General features: G+C 70.7%; 13 protein-coding genes and 1 pseudogene. 12 read left to right on the forward strand and 2 right to left on the reverse strand.

Annotated features, from left to right (window positions below; genetic code table 11):
- Positions 1-176 precede the first annotated feature (176 nt).
- The 6 genes and pseudogenes from ACFPQ9_RS06390 to ACFPQ9_RS06415 all read left to right on the forward strand — a co-directional run.
- A pseudogene (locus ACFPQ9_RS06390) lies at positions 177-785 on the forward strand (SAM-dependent methyltransferase); the annotation flags it as partial.
- Between the two features lie 240 nt (positions 786-1,025).
- Positions 1,026-2,021, forward strand: a complete 996-nt coding sequence (locus ACFPQ9_RS06395; protein ID WP_380847852.1) for a substrate-binding domain-containing protein — start codon at positions 1,026-1,028, stop codon at positions 2,019-2,021.
- A gap of 200 nt (positions 2,022-2,221) precedes the next feature.
- The gene (locus tag ACFPQ9_RS06400; protein ID WP_380847855.1) at positions 2,222-4,723 is read left to right on the forward strand and encodes a sensor histidine kinase; all 2,502 of its coding nucleotides are present in this window, start codon (positions 2,222-2,224) and stop codon (positions 4,721-4,723) included.
- 11 nt (positions 4,724-4,734) lie between these two features.
- Positions 4,735-5,154, forward strand: a complete 420-nt coding sequence (locus tag ACFPQ9_RS06405; RefSeq protein WP_380847858.1) for a roadblock/LC7 domain-containing protein — start codon at positions 4,735-4,737, stop codon at positions 5,152-5,154.
- 1 nt (position 5,155) lies between these two features.
- Entirely contained in the window at positions 5,156-5,515 is a 360-nt protein-coding gene (locus ACFPQ9_RS06410) for a DUF742 domain-containing protein (RefSeq protein ID WP_380848459.1), read from the forward strand.
- On the forward strand, positions 5,502-6,089 hold the full coding sequence (locus tag ACFPQ9_RS06415) for a GTP-binding protein (protein ID WP_380847861.1): 588 nt from the start codon (positions 5,502-5,504) through the stop codon (positions 6,087-6,089). Before ACFPQ9_RS06410 ends, ACFPQ9_RS06415 begins: the two co-directional genes overlap by 14 nt.
- Here the strand turns inward: ACFPQ9_RS06415 and ACFPQ9_RS06420 are convergent.
- Both ACFPQ9_RS06420 and ACFPQ9_RS06425 read right to left on the reverse strand, forming a co-directional pair.
- Complete coding sequence (locus ACFPQ9_RS06420; RefSeq protein ID WP_380847864.1) at positions 6,077-7,594, reverse strand: M81 family metallopeptidase; 1,518 nt, start codon at positions 7,592-7,594, stop codon at positions 6,077-6,079. The two genes, ACFPQ9_RS06415 and ACFPQ9_RS06420, sit on opposite strands and share 13 nt — an antisense overlap.
- 114 nt (positions 7,595-7,708) lie before the next feature.
- Positions 7,709-8,893, reverse strand: coding sequence for an ROK family transcriptional regulator (locus ACFPQ9_RS06425; protein WP_380847867.1), 1,185 nt, complete (start codon positions 8,891-8,893; stop codon positions 7,709-7,711).
- Between the two features lie 152 nt (positions 8,894-9,045).
- On the opposite strand from ACFPQ9_RS06425, the gene ACFPQ9_RS06430 reads away from it, so the two are divergent.
- The 6 genes from ACFPQ9_RS06430 to ACFPQ9_RS06455 all read left to right on the forward strand — a co-directional run bounded on the left by ACFPQ9_RS06430 (position 9,046) and on the right by ACFPQ9_RS06455 (position 16,742).
- Positions 9,046-10,803, forward strand: coding sequence for a peptide ABC transporter substrate-binding protein (locus ACFPQ9_RS06430; RefSeq protein ID WP_380847870.1), 1,758 nt, complete (start codon positions 9,046-9,048; stop codon positions 10,801-10,803).
- Between the two features lie 3 nt (positions 10,804-10,806).
- Complete coding sequence (locus tag ACFPQ9_RS06435) at positions 10,807-11,769, forward strand: ABC transporter permease (RefSeq protein ID WP_380847873.1); 963 nt, start codon at positions 10,807-10,809, stop codon at positions 11,767-11,769.
- Between the two features lie 32 nt (positions 11,770-11,801).
- Positions 11,802-12,674: an ABC transporter permease gene (locus tag ACFPQ9_RS06440; RefSeq protein ID WP_380848462.1), complete on the forward strand. Its 873-nt coding sequence runs from the start codon at positions 11,802-11,804 to the stop codon at positions 12,672-12,674.
- On the forward strand, positions 12,671-14,299 hold the full coding sequence (locus ACFPQ9_RS06445; RefSeq protein ID WP_380847876.1) for a dipeptide ABC transporter ATP-binding protein: 1,629 nt from the start codon (positions 12,671-12,673) through the stop codon (positions 14,297-14,299). The genes ACFPQ9_RS06440 and ACFPQ9_RS06445 overlap by 4 nt, the downstream gene beginning before the upstream one ends.
- A complete protein-coding gene (locus ACFPQ9_RS06450) occupies positions 14,296-15,243 on the forward strand; it encodes an ROK family protein (protein ID WP_380847879.1) in 948 nt (315 codons plus the stop codon). The genes ACFPQ9_RS06445 and ACFPQ9_RS06450 overlap by 4 nt, the downstream gene beginning before the upstream one ends.
- 119 nt (positions 15,244-15,362) lie before the next feature.
- The gene (locus tag ACFPQ9_RS06455; protein ID WP_380847882.1) at positions 15,363-16,742 is read left to right on the forward strand and encodes a glycoside hydrolase family 43 protein; all 1,380 of its coding nucleotides are present in this window, start codon (positions 15,363-15,365) and stop codon (positions 16,740-16,742) included.
- Positions 16,743-16,758 lie beyond the last annotated feature (16 nt).

A 16,758-nucleotide genomic window follows, 5' to 3' on the forward strand; every position in this document is an offset into this window, starting at 1 on the left:
GGCGGAGCCGCAAATTGATGCGGCCCCGCGCCCCTACTAGGTTGGCAGGGTGAACGCCAACTTCTCGGCATGCATGCGCAATTGATGATGCCGCAGCCCCCAGGAGCCACTCATGCCCGCCGACGACATCGACCCCGGACACCCCCATTCCAACCGGATCCACGACCACATCATCGGCGGGGATACGGCAGTTCCTGGACGTCGGCACCGGTATACCCACCTCGCCCAACCTCCACGAGATCGCTCAGTCGGCCGCGCCCGGGGCACGGGTGGTGTACGTCGACAACGATCCGCTCGTGCTGACGCCGTCCAAGGGCCTGTTGTCCGGTACGGCCGAGGGCGCGACCGCGTACATCGAGGCCGACATGCGCGACCCGGCGAGCATGCTCGACGCCCCTGCGTTCCGCGAGACCCTCGATCTCGGCCGGCCGGTCGCGCTCGCCGTGATCGCGACCGTGCACTTCATGCCGGACGAGCACGACGCGGCCGGCATCGTGCGACGGCTCCTCGAACCGCTGCCGGCCGGCAGTTACCTCGCGATGTCCATCGGCACCGCCGACTTCGCGCCGGACGAGGTCGGCCGGGTGGCCCGGGAGTACGCGGCACGGGGCATGCCGATGCGGCTGCGCACCGATCGCGAGGCGGCGGAATTCTTCACCGGTCTGTACCTTGTCGAGCCGGGCATCGTCCAGGTCCACAAGTGGCGGCCGGACGGCACGGACACCGAGGCGATCCGGGACGAGGACGTCGCGATGTACGCAGCGGTGGCACGCAAGCCGTGTTGACGGGTTTGCGGACGCAAGCGACAGGGGCGGTCAAGGTTCCGGTTCGCCCTCCCGCCAGCGTTCATCACGATGTGGCAGCAACGACTTACACGGTGTGGTTGCACACTTGACTACCGATGGTCACACGCGATTGGCTCCGCCACAGCGAGAGTTCACCCGGTCGGCGAACCTCCCGTTCGGAGCCGGCCGTTCTCCCGTTCGTTCCTCCGGCTCGGCCGCACAGCGAGGTGCCCCACCCTCATGAACACTCGACCTCTCTCCCCCGCCCGCCTTCGCGTCGCAGCCCTCCCGGCCGCCGCCTGTCTGCTGCTGGCCGGATGCTCCGCCGTCGGCGGGACCGACGACGCGTCCGGGGCGGCGACGGCGGGCGGCCCACGGCTGAAGATCACCCTGATCACGCACGGCGGCGAGGGCGACGCCTTCTGGGAGCTGGTGCAGAAGGGTGCGCAGGTGGCGGCCGCCAAGGACAACGTCGAGCTGACCTACGCGGGCGACGACGACCCGGCCGGCCAGGCCGAGCTGATGCGGGACGCGATCCGGCAGAAGGTCGACGGGATCGCGGTCACCCTCGCCAAGCCGACGGCGATGGCGGGTCCGGTCGCCGATGCCCGGGCGGCCGGCATACCGGTGATCGGCCTCAACTCAGGTATAGACGACTGGAAGTCCGCCGGGCTCCTCGAGTACTTCGGCCAGGACGAGAGCGTCGCGGGCCGGGCCGTCGGCGACAAGCTCGACGACCTCAAGGCAAAGCACACGCTGTGCGTGATCCACGAGCGCGGCAACGTCGCCCTGGAGGCCCGCTGTGCGGGCGTGAAGAAGGCGTTCGCCGGCGAGACCGAGAACCTTTACGTGGACGGCACCGACATGGACGCGGTCACCGCGACCGTCGCTGCCCGGCTGACGCAGAACCCGGACATCGACGAAGTGGTCACGAACGGCGCGCAGTTCGCGCTGGCCGCGGTGAAGTCGGTCGACCAGTCCCGCTCCAAGGCCCACGTCGCGACCTTCGACCTCAACAAGGACCTGGTCAAAGCGGTTCAGGACGGCGATGTGCAGTTCGCGGTCGATCAACAGCCCTATCTGCAGGGCTATCTCGCGGTGGACTCGATCTGGCTCTACCGCACCAACGGCAACACCCTCGGTGGCAGCGAGGCGCCGGTGCTCACCGGGCCCGCCTTCGTCACGAAGGCGAACGTCGCCTCGGTCGCGGAGTTCGCCGCGAACGGAACCCGCTGAGCCGACAGTTCCCCCACCGGTGTCGCCAAAGATTGGGTCACGCATGACGCGTACGCTCACTTGTACGGATAACATCCTGCGCACCCCCTGTGACGTGCCGGACACGCAGTCACCCCTGGCGTTCGTCCTGCCGTCCCCCTGTTCCCTCTGTTCCTTCGCGCTGACTCCGCCCGCCCTCCGCTGATCGCCCTAGGACGACAATGTCTCCACGGACAGGTCCCCGGCGCCGCCTCGGCTCCATCCGTCTCTCCCTGATCCTGCTGGCGCTGGTGCCCAGCGTCACGCTCGCCGCCATCTGGAGCGTGACGACGATCCAGATGTTCTCGGAGGGCATGGGGCTGCGCCGGCAGACCGGGCTGAGCAAATCGACGGGGGCCATGGGCACCGAGGCCACGCTCGCGCTCCAGAGGGAGCGCAGCTTCTCGGCCGTCTGGCTCGCGACCCGGCAGGACTCGGCCCGCACGGCGCTGGACGCGCAGCGCGGCAAGACCGACAAGGCGGTCGCCAAACTCCTCGCGCAGTCGGACGAGATCCAGCGTGCGCCGGCCCGCATCAAGGACCAGCTGTACTCGGTCGTCGCGTCCGTGAGCAGCCTGGAGTACTACCGGGGCCAGGTGGACAACCCCTCCGACATCCCCGCGGTGCAGGCTCTCGGGCAGTACACCTCGATCATCGACGACCAGATCCATGCCTTCCACGAGCTCTCCCAGGTCGACGACGGCGACCTCACCTCGCAGGCCGGTCCGCTCGTCTCACTGGAGCACGCGGCGGAACTGGTGTCCCAGGAGGACGCGCTGCTGACGCTGGCCTCGCCGACGCGACGGATGGACGAGAAGACGTGGACCGAGTTCACGAAGCTGGTGAACACCCGGCGCTGGCTCGTCACGGACCAGATCCTGCCCCTGCTCACCGGGGACGCGAAGGCCGAGACGGAGCGGATCCTGGGCGGTCCGCAGTGGCGGACCCTGGAGCGGATCGAGAACCGGGTGCTCGCGGCGCGGGCGACGGCGGGTGAGGACGGGACCGTGGCCGTTCCGGACGCCCAGAAGGAGTGGCGGGCCGCGCTGGTCGAGGTCTCCGACCAGTACTCGGTGCTGATCCGGCAGCAGACGACCGGGCTGCTCCAGCGCAGCGGTGACGAGGCGCGCGGACTGCTGATCAAGGCCGCGTCGCTGAGCGCGGGCGGGTTGATCGCGCTGCTGCTGTGCGTGGGGATGTCGTGGCGGATCACCCGCTCGCTGTCCCTGCGGCTGCGCGGTCTGCGGGAGGCCACCCTGGGGCTCGCCCAGGAGCGGCTGCCCGACGTGGTGGCCCGGCTGGAGCGGGGCGAGAAGGTCGACGTGGAGCTGGCGACGCCGCCGCTGGACTACGGCCGCGACGAACTCGGGCAGGTGGCGCAGGCGTTCAACACCGCGCAGCGCACCGCCGTGCACACCGCCGTCGAACTCGCCGACACCCGGCGCGGCTTCCAGAAGATCATCCTGGGCATCGCCCGGCAGAGCCAGAACCTGGTCAACCTCCAGCTCACCAAGCTGGACGCGCTGGAGCGCGCGCACCAGGACCCCGAGGTCCTCAAGGGCCTGTACGAACTGGACTCCACCGCCAGCCAGTTGCGCCGCTACGAGGAGAACCTCGTCATCATCAGCGGTGAGCGGCCGGGGCGCAGCTGGAGCGACCCGGTCGCGCTGATCGACATCCTGCGCAGCGCGACCGGCGAGGTCGCCGAGTACCGGCGGGTGGAGGTGCACACCGAGGAGGAGGTGCATCTCGCGCCGCCCGCGGTGGCCGACGTCATCCATCTGCTGGCCGAACTCATCGAGAACGCCACGCTGTACTCCCCCGCGCCGGCGCCGGTCGGCGTGCGGGCCGCGATGGTGGCCAAGGGGCTGGCCGTGGAGGTCGAGGACCGCGGCCTCGGCATGTCCGAGGAGGAGTACGCGGCGTTCAACGCCCAGTTGGCCGAGCCGCCGCAGTTCGACGTGGTGGCGCTCGCCGACGACCTCCGGCTCGGCATGTTCGTGATCGGCCTGCTCGCCCGCCGGCACGGCATCGCCGTCACGCTGCGCTCGTCGCCGTACGGCGGCACGACGGCGATCGTGCTGATCCCGCACGACGTCGTCGTGCAGGACGTGCCCGCCGTGGACCCGGACCCGGCGGAGCACCACGGCGCCACCGAGCCGGAGGAGCCCGTACGGGAGGCCCGCCCCGTCGTACCGGCCCGTACCGCGACCGCCCCGGACCCGGAGCCGAGCGCCCGCCGGGACGGCCTCTCACCGCTGCCGCGCCGGGTGCCGCAGACCAGCCTGGCGGCCGAACTGCGCGAGGAGTCGGCGCCGGCCGAACAGAACGGTCACGACGAGGACTTCACCGCCGAACAGGCAGCCTCGTCCCTCGCCGGCTTCCAGCGCGGCACACTCCGGGCCCGCGACGCCGACGACGCGGTCGACGACGACGAGACGCCGGACCCGCTCGACCTCGCGGACCACGAGGGGGCGGCCGCCCTCGCCGGCTTCCAGCGCGGCACGCTGGAGGCCCGCGACGACGACCGTGCGCCGGACGCCCTCGAGGCCGTGGACCAGCGGGTACCGGCCGCCCGGCGGGCGGCCGACGACGTCGCCTCCGACGAACCGTCCTCCGCCGAGACCGCCGCCTCCCGGGCCGCCGCTCCCCCGTCCTCCACCCCGCCCGCCGACCGCTCATGAAGGACACCGCCATGACACGCCCCACCCCAGCCACGGACACCCAGCTCGACCAGTTGCTCAGCGGACTCGTGGAGCGGGTCGCCGACGTCAACCATGCCGTCGTGCTCTCCGAGGACGGCCTGGTGGTGAGCAAGTCCATCGGGTTCCTGCGCGACGACGCCGAGCGGCTGGCGGCGACCGCGTCCGGTCTGATGAGCCTCAGCAAGGGCGTCAGCATGGACTTCAGAGGCGGGCCGGTGCGGCAGGCGCTGATCGAGATGGCCAACAGCTATCTGATCCTGACGTCGGCCGGGCCCGGCGCCCACCTGGTCGTCCTGACCAACCAGGGCGCGGACGTCGGTGTGGTGGCGTACCAGATGAACATGCTGGTGAAGAAGATCGGCGAGCACCTCTCGGCGGCACCGCGGGCCCATGTCGGCCCTGGCGCGTGAGGTGAGCGGAGACGATCCGGCGGGCCGACTGGTCCGTCCCTTCACGCTGACCGGGGGACGGACCAGGCCCAGCCGCGGCGACTTCACCCTGATCACGACCGTGACCGCGGTGGCTCCGCCCCCGGAGCGGGCACCTCGTCCACAGCCCGAGCAGGTACGGATCCTGCGACGCTGCGCCCGGCCGATCGCCGTCGCGGAGCTCGCGGCCCATCTGGACCTGCCGGTGAGCGTGGTCGCCATCATGCTCTGCGATCTGCTGGAGGCGGGCCTGATCACCGTTCACCCCCCGCGTCCCGTCACTCCCCGTACCCAGGACCTGGGCCTGTTGCAGAAAGTGAGGGACGGCCTTGGCCGGCTCTGACATCACCGTGGAGGCGGCGGCGCCGCCCGACACGGTCAAGATCCTCATAGCCGGCGGCTTCGGCGTCGGGAAGACCACGATGGTCGGGTCGGTCAGCGAGATCGCCCCACTGCGCACCGAGGAGTCCCTGACCACCGCGGGCCTGGGCATCGATGACCTCGACGGCATCGAACAGAAGCGCGCCACGACCGTGGCCCTGGACTTCGGCCGCATCACCATCAGCCGGGAACTGGTGCTGTATCTGTTCGGTACGCCCGGACAGCAGCGGTTCTGGTTCATGTGGAACGACCTGGCGATCGGCGCGCTCGGTGCCGTCGTCCTGATCGACGTGCGCCGGCCGGAGTCCAGCTTCGCCGCGATCGACTTCTTCGAGCGGCGCGAGATCCCCTTCGTCGTCGGCGTGAACGGCTTCCACGGCGAACACCCCTACCCGGCCGAGGAGATCAGGGAGTCCCTCGCGCTGCCGGAGCACGTACGGGTGCTGCTGTGCGACGCGCGGGAGCGGGAGTCCTGCCGGGACGTGCTGATCGCCCTGATCGACCAGCTGATCGCGCAGGCCCGTCAGTCGGACTGAGCCGGCGGCCGGTTCGCGGGGGCGACGATCCGGGCCGTGAGGTCCGGGTCGGGCATCGCGGGGTCGAAGGGGAACATCGGCCGGCGGATGCGACGGTGACCGAGCCGCACCAGGTCCTGGTCGACACCCCCCGGAGTGAGCGCCATCTTCCAGTCGGCGGCCATGGCGAAGAGTTCGGGCTCCAGATAGCCGATCTTCACGATCACGACGTCCGCCGTACGCGGGTCCAACTCCAGGTCGGTGAAGTCGCGTTCGAGGTGGTACGGCTTGCGCAGCCGGGTCAGGATCACGTGCACGCTGCCGACCCGCAGCACGACCTCCGTCTCCGCGTCCCGGTCGCCGTGCCGCACCGACTGCACCACGCCGGTCATGGTGAGCGGCCCGGCGTGCCGGCCGTCCACGTCGGCGCCCGCGGTGACGGTGACCGTCGCGCCGACACCGGCCCGCACCGCCGTGTCGACCGCGGCCGGTCCCGGCAGTGAGGCGTAGATGACGACCGGGCCGGAGTCGTCCTTGAACTCGGGGCGGGTCAGGACGTGTTGGAGTCCCCAGGTGACATCGCCGGCGCCGCCCGCCGTCGGGTTGTCGCCGGTGTCGCTGATGAAGTAGGGGCGGCGGGCGCCGGTGGCGAGGGCCTCGTCCAGGCAGGCGTCGAGGGTGCCGGTGGGGGCGACGAAGGCGAAGTCGTGCCGGGCGTCCCAGAATCCGCGGGCGAGCCGCTCGGCGCCCGCGGCGACGGCGACTTCGTCGGGCCCGGTGACCACGACCGCGGCCTGGTTGCGGGGCTCGTCCGCCCAGGCGTACCCGACCCAGATCGCGGCGTCGGTCACGCCATCGGCAGCCGCCACCTCCGCCACGGCCGCGTACACGCTCCTCGCCGGTTCGATCCGGGTGGAGGTCTGCTCCCCGGCCAGCAGCACCGGCACCGGGACCCACGCCTTGACCGGGCGGGGCGCCCCGCTCGCCAGGAGCTCCACCAGATTCCGGGCGGCCCGTTCCTTGGTCTCCATGGCGTCCTCGTGCGGGGCCATGCGGTAGCAGGTGATCAGGTCGCTGAGGTGGACGAGCGGGTGGGAGACGTTGCCGTGCAGGTCCATGGACGTCGACACCAGGACGTCCGGGCCGATCACCGCGCGGATGCGGGTGAGCAGGTCGGCCTCGGCGTCGTCGAGTCCCGCCACGGTCATCGCGCCGTGAATGTCGAACCAGAGACCGTCGACCGGCCCCAACTCCCGCAGTCGGTCGAGGAGTTCCGTGGACAGCTCGTTGTACGCGGCGGCCGTCACCGTGCCGCCGGGCAGGGCCTTGCCGACCAGGGCCCCGCGCCAGTCGGCGGCTTCCCGCAACGGCTCTCCCGGCGCCAGGAACGGGTAGCGGGTGAGGACGCCCTGTCCGCGCAGCGGGTGGAAGGCGGGGGCCTCGGTGCGGGCCGGGGAGAAAGTCGACGACTCGATACCGAGACCGGCGATCGCAAGGACGGGACGAACGGGACGGGGCTGGGGCATGGCTCCTCCGAGGGCGGGGCGCGGTCCGCGTCAGGGGCGGGCATGGGTCGGGTTCGGGGCGGGCGTCGGCAGGCGTTGGGTCACGGGCGGGCGTGGGTCGGGCGCGGGCGTCCGTCAGGGTTGGGTGCCGGTGATCGAGTGCAGTGCGTGGGCGAGGGCTCGCTGGAGCGCGAACTGCCCGGCGCCGACCAGGCCCGCATCGGCGCCCAGCCGGGCCCGCTCGATGACCAGGTGCTCGGTGACCAGGGGATGGCAGCCCTCGTACAACTGGCTGCGCACGGCGGCGACGAAGGGCTCCAGCGTGGAGAGGATGCCGCCGAGGTACACCGCGTCGGGGTTGAAGAAGTTGACGTTGGCGGCGAGCACCATGCCCAGATAGCGGCCTGCCTGCCGGACCGCGCGCGTGGCCTCGGGGTCGGCGTCGCCGGCGAGCCGCACCACGTCCTCCGTCGACGTCACCTCCAGGCCGCGTTCGCGCAGGATGCGGACGAGCGCCGCGCCCGAGGCGACCGTCTCCAGGCACCCGGTGTTGCCGCAGGAGCAGGGGATGTCGTGGGCGGCCTCGACGCGGACGTGGGTGATCTCGCCGGCCGCGCCCGAACCGCCCCGGTAGAGGCGGCCGTCGGCGATGACACCGGCGCCGATGCCGGTGCCCGCCTTCACCATGATCGCCTGGCGTTGGCCGGCGGGCCGGACGCTGTGCTCGCCGACGGCCATGCAGTTGGCGTCGTTCTCGATGGCCACCGGGACCCCGAACCGCTCCTGGAGCCAGTCCCGTACGGGGAAGCGGTTCCAGCCGGGCATGCGCGCGGGCAGCGTCACCAGACCCGGCTCGACGTCGACCGGTCCCGGCAGACAGAGGCCGACGCCTCTCAGGAGTTCGCTGCCGTGCCGGTCGGCGAGGCCCTGAAGGGTCTCGATCAGCCCGGGCAGGGAGGCTTCGGGGCCGTCGGCCGTCGGGAACGGGACCGTGGAGACGTCGGTGAGACCGCCCCCCGGGTGGACGACGCCGACGTGCGCGTGTCTGCCGCCGAGTTCGGCCGCCACGGCGAATCCGTCACCGCCGCCGAGCCGGAGCACCTTGCGTGGCCGGCCGCCGTTGGACGACAGGGTGCCCTCCTCGGTGACCAGGCCGTAGTCCAGCAGTTTGCCCACCGCGAACGAGACCGTCGACGGCGCGGCGCCGAGCAGTCCGGACAGTTCCGTGCGCGTGGACGCCTGCCCGGAGGCGAGCAGTTCGAGGATGCGACGGGTCAACGACCCACTTTTTTCAGTCATGGACGAAGTTACTTCCGTCATCTGCGGCCGGGACAGCGAGAGTAGGCCCGCGGAGGCCCCTCCCGGCTATTTTCAGAACAGCAGAAACATACTTTTTACAGCGGCACTCCTGTTTCTTCGAACAGCCGGGGCTTTCACTGACTGCACCTCGCTTCTGTCCCCTGAGGAGAGCCATGTCCCCTGCTCGCACGAGACTCCTCGCCGGTGCCGCGGCCCTGTCCGCCGGCACCCTGCTGCTCGCGGGCTGCTCCGGGAGCAGCGGTGCGTCGTCCGGCCCCCGCGACTCCATCGACTACGCGCTGCCCGCCAACTTCACGCCGAACTGGATCCTGCCGATCGGCACCGCGGCGCACCTGAACACCAACAACATCTCCATCGCGAACACGCTGTGGGAGCCGCTGATCGCCTACGACGGGTCCACCGGCGAGATCGGCTGGAACAAAGCCGGCTCGGTCGCCACCGCCGCCGACTTCGCGCCCGGCAACAAGAGCGTGCGGATCACGCTGGGTGACCGGCACTGGAGCGACGGCAAGCCGATCACCTCGGACGACGTCCGGTTCTGGTTCGACCTGATCAAGGCGAACAAGAAGGAGTGGGCGGGCTACAACCCCGGCCAGGCGCCGGACAACTGGACCTCCTTCAAGGCCGAGGACGACCGGCACTTCACGATCACCTTCGACCGGGCCTACAACCCGCAGTGGATGCTGGCGAACGAGCTGAGCTCCATCACCCCGCTCCCGCGGCACGTCTGGGACAAGGGCGGCGACGCCAGGAAGGTGTGGACGGACCTCAACGACGCCGCGAAGAACATCGCCGGGTACGAGACCGACGCCCTCTGGAAGACCATCAGCGGCCCGTACGCGGTCAAGTCGTACTCGACGGCCGGCAAGGTGGTCCTCACCGCCAACAAGAAGTACGACGGCGGCGAGAAGCCGGCCATCCCCACGGTGAACCTGCTTCCCTTCACCACGGCGGAGGCCGAGAAGAACGCCCTGCGCTCCGGCAGCGTCGACTACGGCTACATCGAGGCGACCGACCTCGACCAGAAGGACAGCTTCACCGCGCGGGGATACGAGGTGAAGCCGTGGTCCGGCTGGGCCATCACCTACATGCCGTACAACTTCAACAACCCGGCGATGGGTGCCGTGTTCAAGCAGCTGTACGCCCGCCAGGCCGTGCAGCGCTCCATCGACCAGGCCAGTCTCGCCAAGGTCGTCTTCAACGGCACGGCGGTCGCGGGCTACGGCCCCGTCCCGCAGGGGCAGGCGTCCGACTTCGTCTCACGGGCGCAGAAGGACAACCCGTATCCGTTCTCCACGACGGCCGCTCGCGAGCTGCTGACCGGCCACGGCTGGACGGAGCAGGGCGGGGTCATGACCTGTACGGACCCCGGCACCGGAGCCTCCCAGTGCGGTGAAGGCGTGGCCGGGGGCACCAAGTTCGAGATGCGGGTGCTGTCTCAGTCCGGTTCCACGGTCACCGACAACATGATGAGCGCGATCCAGTCCTCGCTCGCGAAGACCGGCATCAAGTTCTCCATCAGGACCGCGCCCGTCAACTCCGTACTGGCGCAGACCCCGCAGTGCGAGGCGGACCAGCCGATCTGCAAGTGGCAGCTGTCCTTCTTCGGCACGGCCGGCAGCTGGTACTTCCCCGCCTTCCCGACCGGTGACTCCCTGTTCCAGACCGGGGGCGGCTCGAACTTCGGCAACTACAGCAACCCGGCGGTCGACAAACTCATCTCCGCCTCCACGACGTCGAGTTCGACCGAGGCCGTCCAGGACTACAGCGCCGCACTCGCCGAGGACCTGCCGGTGATCTGGCTGCCGGAGCCCGTCTACCAGATCTCGGTGGTCAGGAAGGGGCTCGGTGGCTTCTCCCAGGACTCGCTCGCCAACTTCCACCCGGCGCAGTGGAAGTGGACCGGCTGACGCATGGACACGCTGCTGTTTCTCACCCGCCGGCTCCTGCAGGCGCTCGCCGTGATCCTGATCGTCACGGTCGTCGTCTTCTGTCTGCTGCACGCGCTGCCCGGGGGTCCCGCGCGCGGGATCCTCGGCCCGCAGGCGACGGCCCAGCAGATCGCCGCGTTCAACCACGAGCAGGGGCTCGACCGGTCGCTGCCCGTCCAGTACGTGTACTACCTGCGCGAGTTGGCGCAGGGCGACCTCGGGACGTCGTACACGCTCAACGAGGCGGTGTCGCGGCTGATCGGGCAGCGGCTGCCGAAGACGCTCGTGCTGACCGTGCTGTCCGCGCTGGTCGGGCTGCTGCTGGCCATTCCGCTCGGCATGTGGCAGGCCGTGCGGCGCAACAAGCCGGCGGACTACGTCATCACCACGCTGAGCTTCGTGGCGTACTCCACGCCGGTGTACTTCCTGGGTCTGATCCTGGTGCTGGTGTTCACGCAGACGCTGCGGTGGTTTCCGTCGCAGGCGCCTCAGGGAGACACCCTGGCGCAGGTGTTCGCCGATCCGGCGGCGCTTGTGCTGCCCGTGGTGACGGGGGCGGCGTCGATGGTGGCCGTGTTCAGTCGGTACATGCGGGCGGCGACGTTGGAGAACCTGTCCGAGGACTATGTGCGGACTGCTCGGGCGGGGGGTGCGGGGCAGTACGCGGTCCTGTTCCGGCATGTGTTCCGGAACTCTCTTACGCCGGTGGTGGCGATGCTCGGGTATTACGTGCCGGTGCTGTTCGGTGGGGCGTTGGTGGTCGAGCAGCTCTTCAACTATCCGGGGATGGGGCTGTTGTTCTGGTCCGCCGCGCAGGCTTCTGACTATCCGGTGTTGTTGGGGTGCGTGCTGGTTATTTCCGTCGCGACCGTTGTGGGGACGTTGCTTGCGGATGTGGTGCAGCGGGTTGTTGATCCTCGGGTTGAGGGGGGTGGTGGCTTGTGAGTGGTCGTGTTGAGACTGCGGGCCGGTGGGGGCTGATCGCGCCCCGCGGCGGAGCCGCAAATGGAAACGGCCCCGCGCCCCTGAGAGCGCGCTTCGCGCGCAATCGGCTCGCCATCGCCGGAGCCCTGATTGTTCTGCTCTTTCTCCTCTTCTGCTTCCTCGGTCCGCTCCTCTACTCCACCGACCAGACCCACACCGACCTCACCCAGGTCAATCTCCCGCCCAGCGCTTCCCATTGGCTGGGCACCGACGCCGTCGGGCACGACCAGCTCGGGCGGCTGATGTACGGGGGGCAGGTGTCGCTGCTCGTCGGGCTTGCGGCGGGCGTGCTCGCGACCGTCATCGGAACGGTCTGGGGTGCCGTGGCGGGGTATGCGGGCGGCTGGGTGGACGCGGTGATGATGCGGGTCGTGGACGCCGGGATCGCGATTCCCGCGCTGTTCATCCTGCTGGTGGTCTCCGCGGTCACCTCGCCGGGCCCGCTCGGGCTGGTCGTGATCCTCGGTCTGGTGTCCTGGCTGGTGCCGTCCCGGCTGGTGCGTGCGGAGACGCTCACGCTGAAGAACCGGGACTATGTGCTGACCCTGCGCGCGACCGGTGGGACGCACGGGCGGGCGATCCGGAGGCACATCCTGCCGAACTCGGTGTCGACGATCGTGGTCGCGGCGACGTTCCAGGTCGCCGACGCGATCCTGCTCGTCGCGTATGTGTCGTATCTCGGGCTGGGCGTCCAGCCGCCGAGGACCGACTGGGGCGGCATGCTGTCGGCCGGTCTGACGGCGGCGTACTCCGGTCGCTGGTGGCTGATCGTGCCGCCGGGCCTCGCGATCATCCTGGTCGTGTGCGCGTTCAACGCGATCGGTGACGGGCTGCGCGACGCCTTCGACGTGAAGGGACGTGGATGAACATCCTGGAGATCGCCGATCTGGGCGTGACCTTCTCGACCGGCACGGGTGACGTGCCCGCCGTGCGCGAAGTGTCGCTGCATGTACGGCCCGGCGAGACCCTGGCCCTGGTCGGTGAGTCCGGGTCCGGCAAGTCGACGGTGGCGCTCGCCGCGATGGGGCTGCTGCCGGGCAGTGCGCGGGCGTCGGGGCGGGTGACGGTCGACGGGACCGACGTGGTGGGCGCCCCGGAGGCCGCGCTGGCCCGGCTGCGGGGCCGTACCGCCTCCATGGTGTTCCAGGAGCCGGCGAGCGCGCTCGATCCGCTGACCCGCGTCGGCTCCCAGATCGCGGAGGTCATTCGCAACCATCGGGATGTCTCTCGGTCGGAGGCCGCCCGCGAGGCCGTGGGGCTGCTGCGCCGCGTCGGCATTCCCGAGCCGGAGAAGAGGGCTTCGGCGTTTCCCTTCCAGCTGTCGGGCGGGCAGCGTCAGCGGGTCGTCATCGCCATGGCCATCGCCAATTCGCCGGCGCTGCTCATCGCCGACGAGCCGACCACCGCGCTCGACGTGACCGTGCAGGCCGAGATCCTCGATCTGCTGCGGCGGTTGGCGGCCGACTCGGGCACGGGCGTGCTGCTGGTCACGCACAACATGGGCGTGGTCGCGGACTTCGCGGACCGGGTCGCCGTGATGCTGCGCGGCGAGGTGGTGGAGACGGGGACGGTCGAGGACGTGCTGCTGCGGCCCCGGCACGGGTACACGCAGGGCTTGCTGGCGGCGGTGCCCCGGCTACGGCTGAGCGGTGCGGACGCACCCGCGGCGCAGGAGGCTCCCGTGGTGGAACTGCGGGACGTGTCCGTACGGTTCGGGCGGGTCCAGGCACTCGACGGTGTCTCCCTCGACGTCCGGCCCGGCGACACCGTAGGTCTGGTGGGCGAGTCCGGGTCGGGCAAGTCGACGGCGGCCAGGGTCGCGCTCGGGCTCGTCGCGCCCGCCTCCGGCTCGGTGTCGCTGTTCGGCACGGACCTGGGACGCGCCCGGGGCCGTCAGCGCCGTGCCCTGCTGTCCGGCGTCGGCGTGGTGCTCCAGGATCCGGTGGCCTCGCTGGACGCGCGGATGAGCGTGGCGGAGTGCGTGGCCGAGCCGCTCCGGGTGCACCGGCGGGGCATGCCGGCCGCCGAGCGCCGGGCCAGGGTCGCCGAGGTGCTCGAACTCGTGAGACTGCCGCAGGAGTTGGCGCATCGCGGGCCGCGGGAGCTGTCCGGCGGACAGCGGCAGCGGGTGAGTCTGGCGCGGGCACTGGTGCTGCGGCCCCGGCTGCTGGTCGCGGACGAGCCGACGAGCGCGCTGGATGTGAGTGTGCAGCGGACGGTGCTGGAGGTGATCGCCGAGCTGCAGCGGGAGCTGGGGTTCGCCTGTCTGCTCGTCTCCCACGACCTGGCCGTCGTCCAGGAGTTCGCGCGCCGGGTCGTCGTCCTGCGGGACGGGCGGATCGAGGAGCAGGGGCCGACCATGGCGACCCTGCTGCATCCGGAGAAGGAGTACACCCGCCGGCTCATCGCGGCCGTACCCGTGCCGGATCCCGTGCTGCAACGGCGGCGCAGGGAAGGCCGGACGGCTCTGGGGAAGGGGGCCGGCACGTGACGCGTGCGGTGCTGGCCGGTGTCGACATCGGCGGTACGACGACCCAGGTGGTGCTGTGCGACCCGGATCTCGGCGTTCTGGACCGAGTCGGTGTGCCCACCCCGGCGGCGGACGGCGGAGCGGCGATGGTCACCTCCGCGCTGGATGCCGTACGGCTGCTGCTCGGCCGTACGCCCGCGCGGCTGCTCGGCGTCGGGGTGGGCGCCGCGGGCGTGGTGGACGCGCGGGCCGGGCGGGTGCTGGTGGTGAGCGACTCGTTCCGGGGCTGGGCCGGGTTCGCGGTGACGGCGGCGGTCGAGGAGGCGCTGGGCGTGCCGGCGTTCCTGGACAACGACGTCAACGCCTTTCTGCGCGGCGAGGCGACGGCCGGTTCCGTGGCGGGTGCGCCGCATGTGCTCGGGATGACGCTGGGCACCGGTGTGGGCGGGGCGCTGTGGCTGGACGGAGCGCTGTACGACGGCCCGCACGGCGCGGCGGGCGAGATCGGGCACGTGCCCGGCTTCGGTGACCTGCCGTGCACCTGCGGCGGTCGCGGGCATCTGGAGACCCTGGCCTCGGGGCGTGCGATCGCCGCCCGGTACGCCGAGCGCACCGGCGTCTCGCACACGGCCCGGGAGGTCGCCGCGGCAGCGGCTTCGGGCGACGCGGACGCGCTGGCCGTGTACGAGGAGGCGGGCGTTGCCGTGGCCCGCGCCCTGCTCGTCACGGCGGGCCTGCTGGACGTCACCACGGCGGTAGTCGGCGGTGGTGTGTGCGGCTCCTGGGCCCTGCTGGAACGCTCGATCCGGGCCGCTCTGGCCGCCGAGCCGCCCGTCAGCGGCCGGCCTGTCCGGGTGCTGCCTGCCGGACTCGGCGCCGACGCGGTGGCGATCGGGGCGGCGGCACGCGCGCGTGCCGAACTCGGGCCTGTGACGGACCGGGTGGCGGGAATCCGCCAAGCCTGACCATGTGATTGACGCGCACCCGACGCTCTCCTACCTTCTGGTCGATTCACCGAACTTCGTTCGATATATCGGCCATTCGGTATCCCCGGCCAGAAGGCCCGCACCCCCCTGGAGAGCACATGGCCCACCCGTCCCGCAGACACGTACTCGGCATGGCCGCGACCGTCCCGCTCGCCGCGACCGGCGCGCTGAGCCTCGGTGCGGGGACCGCGCACGCCGCCGACTCGGCTTACGCGATGGTCTACTTCACCGAGTCGAACACCATGCTGGAGGCGAACTACAACCTCCACCTGGCCGTCAGCACCGACGGCCTGCGCTGGACGCCGCTCAACCAGAACGCCCCCGTGGCCACCCCCACCCTCGGCGCCGGCGGTCTGCGCGACCCGTTCGTGCTGCGCAAGCAGGACGGTACGTTCGTCGTCCTCGCGACCGACCTGAGCGGCACCGACTGGACCCGCACCAGCGTGTACATCCACGTCTGGGACTCCACCGACCTGCGCACGTTCACCGGCTACCGGCTGCTGAAGCTGCACGACATGACCGGCACGCACAGCTGGGCACCGGAGGCGTACTGGGACGCCTCACGCGGCCGATACGGCATCCTCTACTCGTCGGTGAACAGCAGCGGCCACAACGTCATCATGGTCAGCTACACGACCGACTTCCGTACGACGACGAGCCCGCAGGTCTTCTTCGACCCCGGCTACGACGTCATCGACGGCAATCTCACCGTCGGCGTGAACGGCGTCAACCACCTCTACTTCAAGCGCGAGGGCACCCTCGTCGGCGCCCGCTCGACGACCCTGAACCCCGGCAGCTTCACCCCGTTCAGCACGGCGGTGAACCACGGCGGCACCGAGGCCCCGACCGTGGTCAAGTCGCTGACGGGCAACACCTGGTACCTCTGGGGAGACACGTACACCCCGAACGGCGTCTTCTACGTCTGGCAGACGAACGACCTGGCAGCCGGCACCTGGACGCCCCTGGACCAGCGGCTCTACACCCAGCCGCTCAACTCCAAGCACTGCGGCATCCACCCGATCACCTCGACCGAGTACACCAACCTGATCGCCAAGTGGGGCGCTCCCGCCTGGAACCGGCTGAAGTCGTACAACCACCCGGCGCGCTACGTCCGGCACAGCGGCTTCGCCGGGCGGATCGACGAGTACCCCTTCGACCCGTTCCCCGACTCGCAGTGGAGGCTGGTGCCGGGGCTCGCCGACTCCTCCGGCGTCTCGTTCCAGTCGGTGAACTACCCGGCCCGCCATCTGCGCCACTACGACTACGCCCTGCGCCTGGACGAGAACGACGGCACGTCGACGTTCGCCGCGGACGCCACCTTCTACCGCACGGCCGGACTCGCGGACGCCTCCTGGGCGTCGTTCCGCTCGTACAACAACCCGACGCGCTACATCAGACACTCGAACTACGCCCTGCGCATCGACCCCGTCTCGACGGCCACCGAGCGCCAGGACGCCACCTTCCAGGTCGGCTACTGAGTGGCAGCACCGCGGG

The organism is Streptomyces coerulescens, assembly GCF_042657965.1.
In the GTDB taxonomy this organism is placed as follows: domain Bacteria; phylum Actinomycetota; class Actinomycetes; order Streptomycetales; family Streptomycetaceae; genus Streptomyces; species Streptomyces coerulescens.

Coding starts and splice junctions, on each gene's coding strand:
- ACFPQ9_RS06430 (WP_380847870.1), top strand. CDS start 9,046: ATGTCCCCTGCTCGCACGAGACTCCTCGCCGGTGCCGCGGCCCTGTCC.
- ACFPQ9_RS06445 (WP_380847876.1), top strand. CDS start 12,671: ATGAACATCCTGGAGATCGCCGATCTGGGCGTGACCTTCTCGACCGGC.
- ACFPQ9_RS06395 (WP_380847852.1), top strand. CDS start 1,026: ATGAACACTCGACCTCTCTCCCCCGCCCGCCTTCGCGTCGCAGCCCTC.
- ACFPQ9_RS06435 (WP_380847873.1), top strand. CDS start 10,807: ATGGACACGCTGCTGTTTCTCACCCGCCGGCTCCTGCAGGCGCTCGCC.
- ACFPQ9_RS06400 (WP_380847855.1), top strand. CDS start 2,222: ATGTCTCCACGGACAGGTCCCCGGCGCCGCCTCGGCTCCATCCGTCTC.
- ACFPQ9_RS06425 (WP_380847867.1), bottom strand. CDS start 8,893: ATGACGGAAGTAACTTCGTCCATGACTGAAAAAAGTGGGTCGTTGACC.
- ACFPQ9_RS06420 (WP_380847864.1), bottom strand. CDS start 7,594: ATGCCCCAGCCCCGTCCCGTTCGTCCCGTCCTTGCGATCGCCGGTCTC.
- ACFPQ9_RS06455 (WP_380847882.1), top strand. CDS start 15,363: ATGGCCCACCCGTCCCGCAGACACGTACTCGGCATGGCCGCGACCGTC.
- ACFPQ9_RS06405 (WP_380847858.1), top strand. CDS start 4,735: ATGACACGCCCCACCCCAGCCACGGACACCCAGCTCGACCAGTTGCTC.